Source organism: Amylibacter sp. IMCC11727 (assembly GCF_029854195.1).
In the GTDB taxonomy this organism is placed as follows: Bacteria; Pseudomonadota; Alphaproteobacteria; order Rhodobacterales; family Rhodobacteraceae; genus Amylibacter.
Map to the genome: position 1 here is coordinate 578991 of NZ_CP122960.1, position 16723 is coordinate 595713.

Annotated in this window: 16 protein-coding genes; 1 reads left to right on the top strand and 15 read right to left on the bottom strand. The window is 53.3% G+C overall.

What is annotated here, in order from left to right:
- Positions 1–427 precede the first annotated feature (427 nt).
- From QBD29_RS02990 to QBD29_RS03050, 13 genes are all read right to left on the bottom strand, one after another.
- Complete coding sequence (locus QBD29_RS02990; RefSeq protein ID WP_280098719.1) at positions 428–1930, bottom strand: IS66 family transposase; 1503 nt, start codon at positions 1928–1930, stop codon at positions 428–430.
- A gap of 67 nt (positions 1931–1997) precedes the next feature.
- Positions 1998–2345 carry an IS66 family insertion sequence element accessory protein TnpB gene (tnpB, locus tag QBD29_RS02995; RefSeq protein ID WP_280098718.1) on the bottom strand — a complete coding sequence of 116 codons (348 nt, stop codon included), beginning with the start codon at positions 2343–2345 and terminating at the stop codon, positions 1998–2000.
- A complete protein-coding gene (locus tag QBD29_RS03000) occupies positions 2342–2719 on the bottom strand; it encodes a transposase (RefSeq protein WP_280098717.1) in 378 nt (125 codons plus the stop codon). The genes tnpB and QBD29_RS03000 overlap by 4 nt, the downstream gene beginning before the upstream one ends.
- A 599-nt stretch (positions 2720–3318) precedes the next feature.
- Positions 3319–3693 (bottom strand): hypothetical protein, encoded by a 375-nt coding sequence (locus QBD29_RS03005; protein ID WP_280099842.1) that lies wholly within the window; start codon positions 3691–3693, stop codon positions 3319–3321.
- Positions 3693–4100: a hypothetical protein gene (locus QBD29_RS03010; protein WP_280099843.1), complete on the bottom strand. Its 408-nt coding sequence runs from the start codon at positions 4098–4100 to the stop codon at positions 3693–3695. The genes QBD29_RS03005 and QBD29_RS03010 overlap by 1 nt, the downstream gene beginning before the upstream one ends.
- Before the next feature lie 114 nt (positions 4101–4214).
- Positions 4215–4391 (bottom strand): helix-turn-helix domain-containing protein, encoded by a 177-nt coding sequence (locus QBD29_RS03015; protein WP_280099844.1) that lies wholly within the window; start codon positions 4389–4391, stop codon positions 4215–4217.
- A 112-nt stretch (positions 4392–4503) separates the two neighbouring features.
- Entirely contained in the window at positions 4504–5145 is a 642-nt protein-coding gene (locus QBD29_RS03020) for a hypothetical protein (protein WP_280099845.1), read from the bottom strand.
- Positions 5138–6349 (bottom strand): tyrosine-type recombinase/integrase, encoded by a 1212-nt coding sequence (locus tag QBD29_RS03025; protein ID WP_280099846.1) that lies wholly within the window; start codon positions 6347–6349, stop codon positions 5138–5140. The genes QBD29_RS03020 and QBD29_RS03025 overlap by 8 nt, the downstream gene beginning before the upstream one ends.
- A gap of 328 nt (positions 6350–6677) precedes the next feature.
- Positions 6678–8141 (bottom strand): AMP-binding protein, encoded by a 1464-nt coding sequence (locus QBD29_RS03030; RefSeq protein ID WP_280099847.1) that lies wholly within the window; start codon positions 8139–8141, stop codon positions 6678–6680.
- Positions 8138–9541, bottom strand: coding sequence for an aldehyde dehydrogenase family protein (locus QBD29_RS03035; protein WP_280099848.1), 1404 nt, complete (start codon positions 9539–9541; stop codon positions 8138–8140). Before QBD29_RS03035 ends, QBD29_RS03030 begins: the two co-directional genes overlap by 4 nt.
- A gap of 118 nt (positions 9542–9659) precedes the next feature.
- Positions 9660–10628, bottom strand: a complete 969-nt coding sequence (locus QBD29_RS03040; protein ID WP_280099849.1) for a tripartite tricarboxylate transporter substrate binding protein — start codon at positions 10626–10628, stop codon at positions 9660–9662.
- 42 nt (positions 10629–10670) lie between these two features.
- Positions 10671–11129, bottom strand: coding sequence for a tripartite tricarboxylate transporter TctB family protein (locus QBD29_RS03045; protein WP_280099850.1), 459 nt, complete (start codon positions 11127–11129; stop codon positions 10671–10673).
- Positions 11126–12625, bottom strand: a complete 1500-nt coding sequence (locus QBD29_RS03050) for a tripartite tricarboxylate transporter permease (protein WP_280099851.1) — start codon at positions 12623–12625, stop codon at positions 11126–11128. The genes QBD29_RS03045 and QBD29_RS03050 overlap by 4 nt, the downstream gene beginning before the upstream one ends.
- Positions 12626–12745: 120 nt before the next feature.
- Here QBD29_RS03050 and QBD29_RS03055 point away from each other — a divergent pair, with 120 nt between their 5' ends.
- Complete coding sequence (locus QBD29_RS03055) at positions 12746–13786, top strand: substrate-binding domain-containing protein (protein ID WP_280099852.1); 1041 nt, start codon at positions 12746–12748, stop codon at positions 13784–13786.
- A 451-nt stretch (positions 13787–14237) separates the two neighbouring features.
- Here QBD29_RS03055 and istB read toward each other — a convergent pair whose 3' ends face one another.
- Positions 14238–14996, bottom strand: coding sequence for an IS21-like element helper ATPase IstB (gene istB, locus QBD29_RS03060; protein WP_280099366.1), 759 nt, complete (start codon positions 14994–14996; stop codon positions 14238–14240).
- Positions 14993–16492 carry an IS21 family transposase gene (gene istA, locus QBD29_RS03065; protein ID WP_280100939.1) on the bottom strand — a complete coding sequence of 500 codons (1500 nt, stop codon included), beginning with the start codon at positions 16490–16492 and terminating at the stop codon, positions 14993–14995. Before istA ends, istB begins: the two co-directional genes overlap by 4 nt.
- Between the last annotated feature and the right edge of the window lie 231 nt (positions 16493–16723).

Genomic DNA, 16723 nt, shown 5'->3' on the forward strand with positions numbered 1-16723 from the left:
CCCCAAACTGGTCGGAAATCCTGATGGAATGCGGCGGGTGTTGAGTGGGCTAATGAACAGTTAAAGGTGCTTCCAGCACAATACTGTGGCATTTACACTTGAAAAGTACGTTCTGGTTCCTAAATGTGCATTAGTTCATATTAGCGAGTACTCAAATGTCATATCCAGTTTTAATGTTGTCTCAAAGTGCGTTGATCAATCATGGACTTGGGCCATCAGATGCAAAAGCATGTAACAACATGGTACGATTTGAAAGCCGAAGGAAAAAGACGCCGGTGATCAAGAATATTGGGTTGCGCTTTACGTTGGTCGAACAACGTTTAGCAAGCATGTACCTGATTCCTTCCACTGATATTTGGCCAAACCAAAATGAGCGTGTAAAACGTAAGCACTTGGAGAACCTGTTCCAGTAGGCGAACCCCTAGCTTCACCCCTTGTAGTTCCAAGGTAGCAGCTCATCAATTCTGTTGATCTTGTGGTTGGCGATGCGGGTTAGGACGTCTGTGAGCCACTCTTGGGGATCAACGTTGTTGAGCTTGGCGGTTTCCATGAGGGTATAGATGATGGCAGCTGACTGGCCCCCGCGTTCAGATCCCATGAACATGTAGTTTTTGCGGCCTATGGCAATGCCACGCATGGATCGTTCTGCTGTATTGTTGTCCAGCTCCAGAAAGCCATGATCCAAATAGTCACGCAGCCTCTTCATGCGGGTCAGTGCGTATCTGATTGCATTGGCCAATGGCGTTTTGCCCGATAGTTTGGGTAACTCGCCTTGCAGCCAGCTTTCCAGATCATCAAGAATAGGTTTTGCTTTTTGTTGTCGCAGTGCGACGCGCTGGCCTGGCGGTGAGCCGCGTGCTTCCTTCTCTACGGCATAGAGCTGGGCGATGCGCTGTATGGCCTCTTCAGCCACATGCGAGCCTTGGGACTTGAACACGTCTACAAACTTGCGTCTGATATGGGCCATGCAGGCCACTTCCTTGATCTGGCCAGAACGGTAAAGCTCTTCAAATCCTGCGTAGCCATCGGCATGCATCCAGCCTTGGTAACCTTTGAGATGTTCGCTTGGTCGGATACCTCTGCGGTCTAGCGTGAACTCATACCAAGCAGCTGGTGGGGTATCACTGGCCCAAGGGCGTTCGTCCCTGTCATAGGCCCAGAGGCGGGCTGTCTTTGTCTTGCCAATGCCTGGCGCCAGCATCTTCACGGGCGTATCATCGGCAAAGATGGCTTGGCCTGACAGAACGTGACGTTTGATGGCCATCGCCAGTGGTTCCAGCAACGCTGCGGATTTACCCACCCATCCCGCCAGTGTCGAACGATCAATGTCCAAGCCCTCACGGGCAAAGATTTGTGCCTGACGGTAGAGCGGCAAGTGATCCATGTATTTGCTGATCAACACATGGGCTAAGAACCCTGGGCCGGGAATGCCCTTCTCAATCGGGCGTGACGGCAGTGGTGCTTGGCTGATTGCCTCGCAACACTTACAGGCCACGCGGGGGCGGATGATCTGGTTCACGACAAAGCGTCCCGGGACGTATTCCAGCTCTTCTGTTGTATCGCGGGCCAACTCGCGCAGTGCACCTCCACACTCGGCGCAGTCATCACCGACAGAAAGAACCCGTTCCACGCGTGGCAGATGATCAGGCAGTGGTTTACGCTTGGGTTTGATCTTTGCATGCGCAGCAGGTTGCTCAGGCGGCGCATTGGGCGCGATCACAGCTTGAGCAACTTCTTCATCCTCAAGTCGCAATTGTAGCTGATCGATGCCCTCGGCCTTCGATCCAAAGCGGTGACTGTTCTGCCCTGCAACCTGATGGCGCAGCTTCTCAATAAGCAAGTCACGGTTCTTCAACTCGGCTAATAATCCAACGGTGAACTCGCGCAACTCTGTGGGTTCGGAGGGGATTATATCGGGTGCATCGGGCATGCGTTCCTATACTTGATGTGGTCAGCGTCGTGAATCCCTGAACGTACAAAAACCAACAAATATGCACCTATCCAACTTGCAATGGCCGCCACGTCTTCTGGGGCATGCGCCAGTCGATGCCTTCCAACAGCATTGATAATTGTGCGGGCGTTACACTGATCTTGCCGTCTTTTGCAGCAGGCCAAACAAAGCGGCCTTTCTCCAGCCGCTTGCTGAATAGACATGCGCCCTGTTGATCCCACCAAATGATCTTCAAAAGGTCACCCCGACGGCCACGGAACACAAACAGATGGCCCGAGTACGGGTCTTGTTCTAGGACGCTTGCCGCTTGCGATGCCAGTGTATAGAAGCCGCGCCGCATGTCCGTTACGCCAGCCGCAAGCCAAACCCGTGTATTACTAGGAACGGGGATCAAACGGCCAATCCTTCGACCAAACCCACAACCGCGCTCAGCGCTGTTGGCCCCTCAATCAAAACCCGTCGTCCATCCGACAACGTTAGATCAACGCGCGTCGCACAAAGAGCTGAAGCCGAAGGGGTAGTGACCATCCTATCTATCGGCTGAGCGCTCAGTTCAACTTCGACAGGCAGAAAAGCGTCTTCGGGGGGAGAGGTTATGTCCTCCGTGGGCGTTGCAAAGCGGGGATCCTTCATCCAGTTGTGAATCAAGTTTGCGTTCACTGCATAACGTCGTGCAACTTGCGCGACAGAAAAGCCCTCCGTTGCCGCTTGGCGGCAAATCTCTCGCTTCTCGTCATCCGACCAAAAGCGCTTCTTTCCTCGGCTCATAAAATGCCCCTAAGTGTCCATTCTCAATAGTGGACACTTAACTCATTCCCTCACTCTCCGTCAGAGCGGGTTCGCCAAACGCTTACGAGACAACGCAACCTAACCCATATTGTTTGCCCATTGCTCCCAAATTCGAAAACTCACGACACTGTAGGAAAGTTGATTATATGACTGAAACTTTATTAATCGGTATCATTATAGTCGTTATTACTAATTTGATTTACACAATAAGCGACGGTTTACATAACCGAAGAGAGCATAATGCGGCTATCAATAAGTTGAATAAAGACCGACGCGAGCTTGAAGCAAAACTACTAGAAATGGAAATACGTTTGTCTGAGAACAATGTGGATTTAAGCAAATGAAGTCTTGGCAAGTGAAGATTACAAGACGTGTGGAAGGTGGCATTAAGACACCGCTCTTACATTTTAATGTATATGGCTAAATGTATATATGGCAGGGATTTCCCACATATAATTTGCTTAAAAACGAGCCAAAGCGGTGGGATTTTCCGACATTCAAATCTTGAAAAGACGGTTTTGCTGACTTTGCCTGTCGGATTTTCCTGCCAATAAATGTCGGGTTTCTCTACGGGGTTTTTATTTTGACCATTGCAGAAAGTCCTTGGTCGCAGCCTTTAATCCCACTGCTGACTCGGTCAACGCATATGTGCTAGATTGCCCGACACCTGCAGGCCCAAGGCAGTGCCCTCTTGTCTTATTGATAAATCCACGGTTCTCCAATTCGGCATAGTATCCTGCGACCGTATCCCGTCCTATATTTAAAGCTTTTGCGGCATCTCTATGGCTTAGGAAAATGTCACCATTGTTTCCGCCGTTAAAGCGACGTTTGAGTTCAATGTATAACGCTCTGGGGCCAGGTTTCATGGATGACCATGCTTTTGAAGATTGAAACCACTCTTCGAGTCGTACATGGCGAGAGCCTTTTCCTCTTTTTCCAGTCTTGTAAGCCACTATGCCGACGTCCTATCGGAGGCCACTTTCCTTGTAAGGGTTTGGCCCTTCGACTTCTGTTGCACACGGCTCACTAAGAAATAAACACCATACCGTTTGGCGCCAGTTTGAGGGTCGTCACAATAGTTCTTGGTTATGATATCCACGCCCAATCTTCGGAGTAATGCGATTTGATGAGATAGTCGGCAAATGCTAGCTGCATAAATTGGGCCCTTCATTAAAGCTTCCAAAGTTTGTCTTGTTCTTTCTGCAAGCAAAATTTCAAATTCCGTGGTTCCATTTTTTACAAAGTAGCTGGCGGTTTCGGTTTTTGGTGGAAGGTCAAACCATTTAGCAATGCGTAAGATGTTTGTGTGTTCAATTGGCGCCCATTCCACTAGCGGGGATTGTGGGATTTGAATTTTCATAGCGTCTTTCCTTAGCGATTGAACGGAAAGAGAAAGCGAAGTAATCTGTATGTGTTCGTTCCAATGAACATCAATAGAAACTCCCCTCCGCTCAAACCGCGAGTGAGAGGGGTTTTAATTGGCGATAGCGTTTTCGTTTACGAAACGATCTAGTTCAGAAACTTCGATACGGCGTGAGTTACCAAGTTTGATAGAAGCAAGCTTACCTTCTTTCATAAGAAGCCAGATTTTAGCCCTTGAAAAGCCAAGGTATTCGGCTGCTTCTCGGTCGGTGAATAGGCGTTTAGACATATTGAGACACTCCTAGATTGCGAATTGCCTAGAAATGTAAAAGCCAGTTTATCCAAGAGCATTGTTTATTAGATTTTATTTTCTTAATCAAAAATACCAATAACAAAAACAATTACTTACCATTTAATTTCGCTAGTGCTCGTTTTGCAGGTGCATTGATTGACGCAATGGTATTGTGGTTCCCACGGACATCGAATGCTTCGAAAGCAATAGCGAGAAGGCGACCATACGCATTTAGTTCTGCTTCTTGGTTGCCAGACGGAACTTTGGCTTCCTTACCTGACTTGATTAAAACCGTTGCAATTCGAATTGCTAACCAATCTGTTGCAGGGTACCTAATACCTGAATTTGGTATGCTTGCCATAATTTCGGAAAACCCAAAGCCATCTGGGTTTGAAAAGTGATTGAGCGGAACCTTGAATCTCTCAATTGCGTTCTCAAGATAATCGGGCAAAGCAAATTCGGGGTTAAAAAGCGCCTCAAGTTTTTCGCGCCACTCCTTGACCCGCTTCACGTCTTCCATTTTGGGATTGGCGTAATGCAATGTTATGCTGGTTTGAACGTGTCTAATTGAATCCAGTAATTCATCACCAGTCCAAGGATGTATAGTTTCACCATCAACCATAATCTTGGCGACTTGACGCCGCTCTATTTCGCAATGAGCAGCAATCGCATTTAAAGCCCTACATCTTGGTTTGAACCACTTGATTTGCATCGAATTTAGATTCAATTGCCTGGCATAATTTCTATCCATACAATTTGGTTACTTTCCCACGCTTACCTGTCACCATATCCGCCCAACGATCCAATGCCTTTGCACGTTGCTTCAACAGTTCAGATTGGTTGTATACTCGCGCAACTGCGCTCGGCGCTGATCCGCTGGCAACGTGGTTCAAAATGCGGTCCACGACACTTTCGGGTTCTCCCGCCTCAGCCAAGGCCGTTGCGAGGGCTGTGCGTAAGTCGTGTAATCGCCATGGGTGAACCCCTTCGAGAAGGCCATCCAACCGCCTCTTGGCTTTGCTGTGGCCTGATACGGGCGTTTTGCCTGTGGTGGTGAAAACAAATTCGCTGTTGTTGCTGGGCAGGGCTTCTATTTCGTTAAGGGCTGCTGTGGAGAGGTGGGTAGTATGCGGTTTGCCGTTTTTGGTCGCCGAACCCGATTTCACAATCTGCGCTTTGTCCGTGTTGATTTCATCCCATCGTAAATTGGCTATTTCACTGCGGCGTTGCCCCGTCAAAATGAGTAATCGCAACATCGGACCCCAGAGACTTCCCATTTGAAAAGTGGCTTCCCAAATCGCGTGAATTTCAGAGAGGCTTAGAACGCGTTCGCGAATTTCCTCTTTGGTGGCGTTTGGAAGGCCAGCGCCAATGTCAGCTTCTATGTAGTCCCGCTGTGCTGCCCAGCGCGTGAACGTTCTTAGCGTGGATCGGATGCGGTTTGCCGCGACCTTACGGCCTTCACCCGCTTTGCGGTCTATAGCGGCCTGTAGGTGGCTTTTCGTTAGGTTTTGAATTGGGTGGTCCAGTTGATCCTTAAGGGCGCTTGTAAGCTGCCTCAGGCGCTCTTGGTGGGTCCGTAGATTGGAAAGGTGCAGCTTTTCGTAGATACCCAGCACTTGCCGCGTTGTTTTGATATTGGCTTGAGCGAGTTCTTCCGCAAGCTTTTCGGCTTTGCGGTTCGCAATCCTATCAATCCCTTTTTCAGCTTCGGTTGCTATCTCTTGGGCGATGCTTCTCGCTAAAGCCAGACTAACTTGAGGGTATTGGCCAAGCGTGTGCTTCCGTTTTGGTCCATCCTTGACGCGCTTTTCAAACATCCAAACAAAGCGGGGTGGTGATCCTGAGTAAACGCGCAGCCTGAGACCGCGCCTTAGCGTGTCGGATATTTCCACACGGCCCGTGTCTGGGGCTGCCAAAGACTTCAGAAATTGGTTAGTTAATTCCTTGCGCATTTGTCCCCTACGCGGCTCTGGGGGACAAATAGGGGACAAAAGTCCCTTGATTGCCCTGTACAGTTCTGGACGAACCTAGACACTTTTGTATTGGGGGACAAGTCGATGAGAAGACAAATATCCAATAAAATTTGGGCTTTTCTATACCTACTTGGACATCTTTAGATTTTGGTAGACGGTTGACCAAATTAGCTATGTCACGGTCTCCAAAACCGAGGGTCGTGGGTTCGAGTCCCTCAGCCCCTGCCAGATGAAATTCCTTAGAGCTGCTAATGACGTGGTCTCGCCAAAAGGGTCTTTTGGCCCTTTGGGGTACTGGTCGTCCATTTCACTTCGTGAGTTCTGCAAGTTTTAGTCGTTGAATTTTGCCAGATGGGCCTTTGGGCAGTTCATCCATGAGGTGGATCGTGTCTGGGCTTTTGAATTTGCCAAGCCGTGATGTGCAGACTTCGAGCAGGTCATTTATTGTCGCTTTGGAATTGCCAGTGAGTTTCACTGCCGCTTCTATTCGTTCGCCATAGCTATCGCAGGGGCAGGCAAAGGCGGCGGCCTCGACCACATCTGGGTGTGCGTAAAGTGCATCGTCGATTTCGCGTGGGGCGATGTTTTCACCGCCTTTGATGATCAGTTCCTTGAGCCGACCCGTTACGTAGAAATAGCCGTCCGCGTCTTGGCGGCCCAGATCGCCCGTGCGCAGCCAGCCATCGGGCGTGAATGTGTCGGAGGTTGCCTGAGGGTTGCGCAAGTATTCGAGCATGACATTCGGACCGCGCACTGCGATTTCGCCTTCGGACCCATCGGTGACGATTTGCAGTTCTTTGGACAGGATGACGGTTTCATTGCCGATGGCAACGCCTGGGCTGCCGATCTTGCGGACGCCTGGAGGTAGCGGGTTCGAAAGCATTTGGGCCGCGGTTTCTGTTAGGCCCATGGTTTCTACGATGGGAACGTTGAAACGATTTTCGAACTGGGTTTGGGTTTCTGGGGCAAGGGCAGAGGAGGCAGAGCGGCCAAAACGGATTTTGTGTTGACCCGGTGTCGCTGTGCTGTGCAACAGGTGCGATATGATCGTGGGCACGACAGAAAACCATGTGGCGCCCGTGTCTTCGATATGGGTCCAAAATTTACTGGCGGAGAATTTCGGGACCATAACGAGGGAGCCCCCTGCGATGAGGGTTCCCATTACGGTCACGCAGAGCCCGTTGATATGGTAAATCGGTAACACGCAATAGCCTCGGTCGGCTTGGGTTAGTTCGTGTGCAAGGGCGGGTGTCCAGCCCCCTGCGAGCAGGCTGGCGTGCGTGTGGACGACGCCTTTGGGGCGGCCCGTGGTGCCTGAGGTGTACATCAGGAGGGCGTGGTCTGTTGGGGCGATGGAATGCAGATTAGCGGTGTGAGCGCCATCTAAGGCCAGTTTTTCGATGCCCTTGGCGGCGGATTGAAACAGAGGATCGGCTTGATCGTGAACAAAAGCGAATTTGGCCTCGCTGTGTTCCAATGCGTAGGCAATGGCGTCTTGCCCTGCCACGAGATTTATCATCGTGGCGCGGAACCCGCCATACAGCAGACCAAACAGAGCAAGCACGCCGCCGCGCCCGTTGGGGTGCATGACCGCTACACTGTCACCTTTGGCAACGCCCTGTGCGGTGACATGGGCGGCGATACGGGCGGCCTCTGTTTGCAAATCACCCCATGTAAGTGTTGTTTCGCCTTCTGGAAACAGAAAGGCGGTGGCGTCGCTGCCTGCGCGTTTGTCGAGCCAATCGCGGATGGTTCCTTGAGGTGCGTTCATTTTCCTGCGGCTGCCCAATAGTCTGCGAAGATGTCTTCGACCGCGGGTTCAACAGGAGGGATTTCGCGGATGACTTTCGTGGTTTGTATGAAGTGTTTCCAGTTCAGGTTGTCGTCAATCGCATTGCCGCCCCAGCTGCCGCAGCCCATGGACAGGGAAAACGGCATACCGTTGTTGAACGCGCCGCCTGTGGCAAAACAATGGGCTTGGTTTACAATCACGCGGCAGGTTGGAATGGATTGGCCGAGCGCAATGGCGCGACTGTCATCTGTGGAATGGAGGCCGATGGAGTGGCCTGCGCCCATGTGGGACAGGATTTCGGTGGCGATATTGGTGGCATCGTCGAAGTCCTTTGCACGATAGAGTGCGAGAACGCGGCTGAGCTTTTCGCCAGAAAGAGGATGTTCGGGGCCGATGCCTGTGGTTTCCACGGCAAGGAATTTTGTGTCGGCAGGTACTTCATCCGCAAAGCCGAGCGCATGAAGCATTTTGTCCGCGTCTTGGGCGATGACTTCGCGGTTGAGATGCCCGTCGGGCCAAAGTTTGGCGATGATGCGCGCTTCGTCTTGCACCAGCGCACCGCCTGCCTTGGCCATTTCTGCGACGAACGCGTCATAGACGGCATCAACGACGATGACCTCGTTTTCCGAAGAACAGGAGGTGGCGTTGTCAAACGTTTTGGATGCGGTGATTTTTTCGGCGGCGGCCTTTAGGTCTGCGGTTTCGTCAACAATCACGGTAACGTTGCCAGCGCCCACTGCCACGGCAGGGGTGCCACAGGTTTGAGCACGTTCCACGTTGTTTTGGCTGCCTGTGCAAATGACGCGGTTGACACCTTCCATCATGCGTTGGGTTTTCGCCTTTGATCCCGGTGCAGGGATCATCTGGACGAGGTCACGTGACAGGCCGAGTTTGTCGAATTCCGCGTGGATGTATTCGAGAAGCAATTCGCAGGAGGCCACGCCTTTGGGCGATGGGGCGACCACAATGGAATTGCCGCCTTTCAGCGCATTGATGATGTTATTTGCGGGGGTTGCAGCAGGGTTGGTGGAGGGCACAACTGCACCGACGACGCCAACAGGGCGGGCAATTTCGGTGATACCTGTTGTAGGATCATCAGAGACCACGCCGCAGGTTTTGGCATCTGCAATGTCGCGCATTAACCCAAGTGTCTTGCGGTGGTTTTTGATGATCTTGTCAGGCACGTTTCCAAGACCCGTGGTTTTCACAGCCAGTTCAGCGAGCGTTTTGTTGCGTGTGGGTTCCATAATGGCCCAAGCCGCAGCCTGCGCTGCGCGGTCATAGCGGTCTTGGGTTGCATTGGTTTCATAGGCTTTTTGGACCGCTGCCGCGCGGGCGAGGATTTCATCTACAGCGATCAGATCGTCTTGGACGTTCATGTCTATCTTCCTGTAATTGGAGCGTTTTGCGAAAAATCTGTTGAAACAGAGCTTGCGCAAAAGGCCAAGGATCGTCTTCGGGCGAGATCGTGAAACCCCGCCCGCTGACGACGTAGTCTTAAAGACCCTTGAGCAGTTCTTCCAAGGTTGCTTGGCGTTTGGCCCACATGGCCTGAACCTCTTCGCGGTTCATAATCGCCATTGGGGAGCCGCCTGCTTTCATACGCTTGGCGACGCGTGCGTTTTCAAACATGGCTGGCACGGTTTCGGCCAGTTTGTCGATTACGCCTTGAGGAGTGCCTTTTGGCACCATCACGCCGCGGAAGTTTACGGAAGCGTTGTCGATGTCAAAGCCTTGCTCTTTCATTGTTGGCACGTCTTCCATGAAGGCGTTGCGTTCCAGATCGAACACACCGAGGATTTTCACTGTGCCAGCTTCGCGGGCGCGGAATGCGTCAGACAGGTTGTTCACGCCGCCCAAAACTTCGCCCGCGACAACGGCCTTCATGGCCCCTGCGCCGCCCTTTTTGTTTGGGATGTAGGCCAGTTTCACGCCTGCCGCTTTTTCAAGTTGTAGGGCTGCGATGTGGTGACCCACAAAGAGACCCGCGCCAGAGAATGTCAGCTTACCTGGGTTGGCTTTGGCGAAATCCACAACGTCTGCCATGGAGTTAAATTCGCTGTCTGCGGCAACCACAAACACAGCAGGGTCTGCGCCCCAGTTTGCGATGGGTTCAAAGCTGTCTGTGGAATATTCCACGCCACCTTTGATGGACTGTGCGATGAAGTGTGGCACGTTGTAAGCGGACAGGGTGTAACCGTCTGCTTCGGCCTGTGTGGCGAACCAGTTCCAGCCAACGCGGCCACCCGCACCTGGTTTGTTCAGGATCGCGATTGGCATGCCAAGTGCGTCTTCGTTGCCTGCGGTCATAGTGACGATGCGGGCTTGGAAATCTGTTGCCCCGCCTGCGCCGTAGCTGACGACCATCATTACAGGCCGATCTGGATAGTTTGCGTGGCCATCGGCCTGTGCTGTTCCTGTAAGTGCGGCAAGCGCGATGGCTGCCCCTGCTAGTAGTTTCTTCATGATAACTCCTCCCTAGAGTTCTTGGTTGAACTGTTGCGCGGCTTAGCGAAACAGGATTTCCCTTGGAGTAAAGACCCCAAGGAGCATTGCAAAAAGCAGGTACATCACAGCGACGAACCCTGCGGTAATAAGGATGCGTTTGATCCATGCTTTGACTTCGCTGTGGGGGGCGGGGTCGTAAATGGACACAAGTGTGAAAACGACAATGGCGGTGGCGGTGTAAAAGCCCAAAGCCTTGCCAAGGTAAAAAGCAAAGATGCCACCAATGATCAGACCGGGTAGGATGTTCATCCATGTTTTGGCTGAAATGGTGACGCTGCCTTCGGATGGTTTGATCAGTGTTGTGGCAAAGGTCCAAACGGAGAGAACCACAAACACAGTGGACACAAGACGCGGAAAGACAAAAGCTTCGGCTGGGGTTTGTGTGTAGCTGACCCATGCGACCCAAAGGCCGACCGCCATGATGATGCCTGCGGGAATGGCGTGTTCCAGACGGTTCATGATGCTGCTCCCGCTTTGCGATTGCGCAGTTCCAACCAAACAGAATAGCTGATGGAGGCAAGGACCATGAGGATCAGCACCATGTTGAGCGTGCCAGTCAGGAAATAGGTGGCAATGCCGTTTTGTGCGTTTGCGATCATTGCGCCTTCAACAAAGCTGCCTTCTGCGATGGGGCCAAGGATCAGGCCAAGCACAAGGGGTGCGGCGGAGTAGCCGTAGCGTTCGAGAAAATACATACCGACGCCGAGGATCATCATCACGTAGACATCGTTCATGGAGGTTTGCACCGAATAGCTGCCGAATACGGCGAGCGCGAGCACGATAGCGGCCATAATGTGCGAAGGCACGCGGGCGATGCGGGCGGCGTAACCTGCGATCATCAGGCCAAAGATACACATCAGGATTTGGCCGATGAGCATGGAGTTGATGAATGGCCAAACGACCGCGGGGTAATCGCGAAAGATGTTTGGGCCAGGAAAAATGCCGTGAATGATCAATCCGCCAAGCAACACGGCGGCAGTTGGGCTGCCTGGGATAGAAAGCGTTAGCAGCGGGACAAGCGATGGCCCCACCATGGCGTTGTTCGCGCTTTCTGCGGCAATGATACCCTCGGGGTGGCCCGTGCCGAATTTTTCGCGATCTGGAGAGAAGTTTTTGGATTGGTCATAAGCCACAAGACCAGCAATTTGGCCACCGACCCCTGGGATCAGGCCGATGATGGACCCAACCGTTGTGCCGATGCCAAGGGCGCGGATGGAGCCAATTGTTTCGCGGATAGATGCGACGAGCGGGTGTGGTTTGACGTCGATGACTTCCATGTCTTGCGCTTGGCGGCCTTTGGCGAACATGGAAATGACTTGCGGGATTGCAAACAGGCCGATCAGTGCTGCGATGATGTTAATCCCACCTGACAAGGAGGAGTGGAAGATGAACCGCTGCGTGCCCAGAATATCGTCAAAACCGATAGTGGACAGCCACAGACCTATGCAGCCTGCGAGCAACCCTTTGACCACTGATCCACCGCCCAGCGTTCCGATGATTGTAACCCCAAGGATTGCGACCCAAAAGCTCTCGGATGGGCCAAAGGCCAACGCCCAAGACGCGAGTACTGGGGTCAAGAAAATCAGAAGCAAAACGCCGATCACGCCGCCAAATAGCGATGCTAGAAACGAGACCTGCAAAGCGCGTGCGCCTTCGCCTTTTTTCGCAAGGGTGTGGCCATCGAGTGTGGTGGCGATGTTAGCGGGGGCTCCTGGAATTTTCAAAAGGATTGCTGATACCGCGCCGCCCGCGACCGTAGACGTATAAAGTGCGCCAAGCAGGATCAGGCCCTGTGCGGGTTCCAGTTTGAATGTAAACGGAATTGCCAACGCAACCGCCATAGTGGGGGAGAGGCCCGGTGTCGCGCCCAAAATCAGGCCAAAAATCGTGCCAAGTAGCAGCAATCCAAATGACGTGAATGTAAACACTTCACCAAAGTAAAAGATAAATTCCATACCGCCTCCCAACGGATCGTTTCGCAAAAGCCTGCGGGCACGCTTTTGTTGACTTATCAGGTTAGGGAATGAAAATAGTATTGCAAATGTTTTCATAAAATTAGCTGAAAAGGGAATTTAATGGCGGGAAAACAATCAGGTAAGGTGGATATTGTTGCGGTGGCAAAGGCTGCAAAGGTGTCTGCTTCGACGGTGTCGCGCACGTTCAATCACCCTGATTTGGTGAATCCAGCGACTCGCAAAAAGATCGACCGAACAATTAGACGGCTCGGGTATATCCGAAATCGGGCGGCTCAGGCGATGCACGGGAAACGCTCTAGTACGGTTGGGCTTGTGGTTCCGACAATTGATCACGCGATATTTGCCGAATTGGTGCAGTCGTTTTCCGAAACGTTGGAGGCAGCAGGCTTTACGATTCTGATGACGTCACACGGGTACGATCTGGAGCGTGAATACGCTGTTGTGCGAAAACTGTTGGAACATCGCGTTGACGGTGTTGCATTGATCGGTTTGGAGCATTCTGACGAAACCTATCGATTGTTGGAGCAGCAGGAACTGCCCACTTTGGCGGTTTGGAATTTTGACAAGGCATCGCGCGTGTCCTGCGTGGGTGCAGAAAACATGTTGGCAGGGCGCATGGCTGCAGAGCATTTGTTGGAGCTGGGGCATCGCGACATCGGCGCTGTTTTTCCAAATACGCAAGGCAATGACCGGTCGTTCGACCGTTTGCGTGGCGCGAAAGCCGCGCTGTCGGAAGCTGGAATTACGGTGCCCGAAAATCGCCAGTGGACGACCCCTTACAGTGTCGCGCAGGCCAAAGCGGTGTGTCTGGAAATTTTGGCGAAGACGGATAGACCGAGCGCGCTGTTATGTGGCAACGATGTGATCGCGCAGGGGTGTTTGTATGCTGCCGCGCAAAGGGGCCTGCGTGTTCCCCAAGATCTGAGCGTGATGGGGATTGGCGATTTTAAAGGGTCCAAAGATATCGAACCTGCTCTGAGCACTGTGCGACTGCCTGCACAGACCATTGGTGAAAGAGCCGCGAAGCTTATCGTGCGCTTAATAGCAGGCGAAAAAACGGAAATAACCCGAGAAGCCTTTCCCCCAAAGCTTATGGAGCGTGTCAGCACGCGGCGTTTAGAGACCACGGGCGTTCGATAAATACGTAGCTTGGCGGTAAAATGTTTTTTGAAACATCTTCTAAGGTCCGTCAGCCGCTGCCCGCAGAAGTTTCAAAAACTATGGTTTGATCGGGCCTTCTGACCATTGGCTTGGATAAATTCTTGGATGCACTTTTGGCGTGTGTTGGCTTTTTCCTGATCGGCTCTGGGTTTTAATGTGCTGAAAAGTAAGGGAAAACCGAGCGATGGGGGTGTTTGGAATTTTGGTTTACGTTGAGGTGAATTGTGGAAGTTTGTTGCGCAATTGGCACAAAAATGGCGGGGAATTGAGTGTCAAGGGCGGAGCAAAACTGGGCCAGTAGGGCGGCGTAAAAGTGAGCCATTCGGGGTGTAGTGAGAGGGCTGGGATTGGGCGTGCGCCCGGGAACCAGCGGCTCGTCACAAAGCAAGCGGGTTCCCGAGCGCATTGCCCCGTCAGGGGCAATTTCTTTTCAGGATTTTTTGGTGGTTTTCCGGCTCTGTGCGAGGCGGTAGCTTTCGCCATTCATCTCCAGGATGGAGACATGGTGGGTCAGTCTGTCGAGTAGCGCGCCGGTGAGGCGTTCTGAGCCGAAGGTCTCGGTCCATTCCTCAAAGGGCAGATTGCTGGTGATCAGGGTCGAGGATCGCTCATAGCGCTGCGAGATCAGCTCGAAGAGCAGTTCCGCGCCGGTTTTGCTGAGGGGCACGAAGCCCAGTTCGTCGATGATCAGCAGCTTTGGGGCCAACATCTGTTTTTGCAGACGCAGGAGGCGTTTCTCGTCGCGTGCTTCGATCAGTTCGTGCACGAGCGCGGCGGCGGTGATGAAGCGCACGGGCAATCCCTTTTGGCAGGCCGCCAGTCCAAGACCGAGGGCGACATGGGTTTTGCCCGTACCAGAGGGTCCCAGAGCAATGACATTCTCCCGGCGCTCGATCCAGCCGCAGCGGGCCAGGTCCAGCACCTGCACCTTGTTGAGAGCCGGGATTGCCTTGAAGTCGAAGCTGTCCAGGTTCTTCGGCGCGGGGAACTTTGCGGCTTTGATCCGGCGCTCCACCATGCGCCGCTCGCGGTCGATCAGTTCCTGTTCGATCAGGCGGAGCAAGAACTGGATATGATCCAACCCTTCGGCAGCGCATTGGCGAGCCACCTTCTCATACTCACGCAAAATGGTGGGCAGCTTGAGCTTCTTGAGGTGATGGCCCAGCAGGATATCGGGGGTATCGTTCATACCGCGCCCTCCGACAGGAGCGCCATGTAGCTGGACGGCTTGGTCGTCGAGACCTCCGCTCTCGGAAGATAGGGGTAGAGCGACAGATCAAGCCGGGCGGGTCGGCGCTCGACCTGACACAGTGCAAGATGTTTGATCGCATCAAAGGCTATGGCCCGCTTTTGCAACGCCACGCGTACCGCCGCGCACAGAACCGGAAGCTCAAAGCTTTCCAAGAGCCGCAGAACCTGAACAAACTCCCGCCGTCCCTGCCGGGCTTGGCGCGCTTCCATCAGGCGGCGCAGGGTTTGCAGTTCCTCTGGCATCTCCCAATTGGCCAGGGGCGCAGCTTGATCCAGCGCGCCGGGCTTGCGCTCCAACAGGGCAAAATAATGCACCGGGTTGAAGACCATTTGCTCGCGTTCATAGCAACGAGGATGGCGCGCGATGATCGCGCCGCCACAGCCGATCTCAACCACATCCACAAAGGCCCGGATCGTCACATCCCGGAAGCCGTAGGTGCTGGGCACCGAGTAGTCATTCGTCTTATAGCGCACCAGGGATTGTGAACTCACGCGACCGGTGGCCTTGGCACAGGCCTCATAGGGTGCGGATGGCAAGGACCGCATTGCCGCAAGGTCGCGTTGCAGCCGTTCGTCAATGGTCTCCGTGTGCCCATGCAGGATGGCCGACTGCCGCTTGCGGCATTGCTCTTCCAGCCACACGTTGAAGCTCTCGATGTCAGGGAACTCCGGCAGCGGCACCATCATGTTGCGCCGCGACCAGCCAACCAGGCCTTCCACATTCCCCTTGTCATTGCCCTTGCCCGGACGGCCGTAACGGTCGTCAAACAGGTAATGCGACAGCATCTCGGTGAACATCTGTGTCCGGCGACGGCGGCCATCCGCCTCGATCTTCGCAACCAGGCAGCTGTCATTGTCGTAAACCACCGACAGCGGCACCGCGCCGAAGAACGCAAAGGCATGAACGTGTCCGTCCATCCAAGCCTCCGACGTGGCCGCAGGATAGGCCCGGATGTAGCAGGCATCGCTATGGGGCAGATCAAAGGCAAAGAAGTGCAGCTTCTGCTCGACCCCGCCGATCACCGCAACCGCTTCGCCAAAATCAGCTTGACCATGACCCGGCGGGTGCGACAGCGGAATGAACATCTCACGCGAGACACGGCGGTGCGCGCGAACGTAGTCCTTCACCGTCGTATACCCGCCCGTGAACCCTTCTTCTTCGCGAAGACGCTCATGGATCCGCTTCACCGTATGGCGCTGCTTCTTCGGGCGATCCAGATCTTCAAGAAGCCACTGATCGATCTTGTCGGTGAAACCGTCAAGCTTGGGGCGCCGAATATCCTGAACGCGCTGATAGCCCGGCGGCACAGGATAGGCGCACATCTTCCTCACTGTGCCACGCGCCAAACCAAAATCCCGAGCAATCGAGCGCTGACTGCGCCCCTCATCAAAATGCGCGCGGCGCACCTGCAAATAGACTTCCACGGTGTAAATCCTCCAGCCCTCCCTGCTCAGACAGTTCAGGCAAAAAGTGGACGACTTTTTCGCCGCCCGCACCGCCACTTTGGCGGCGCTACCGTGGTCCAATATTGCGCCGCCCTTTACAAATTGAGGCCATTGTCGTCAACGATGACACAATCTGCCCCCTTTTGAACACATTTCAACGTCATTTAGGGGCATCTGCCTGACGAGGGCGGAACAAGAAGAGCGAAAAGCTCTCGTGTG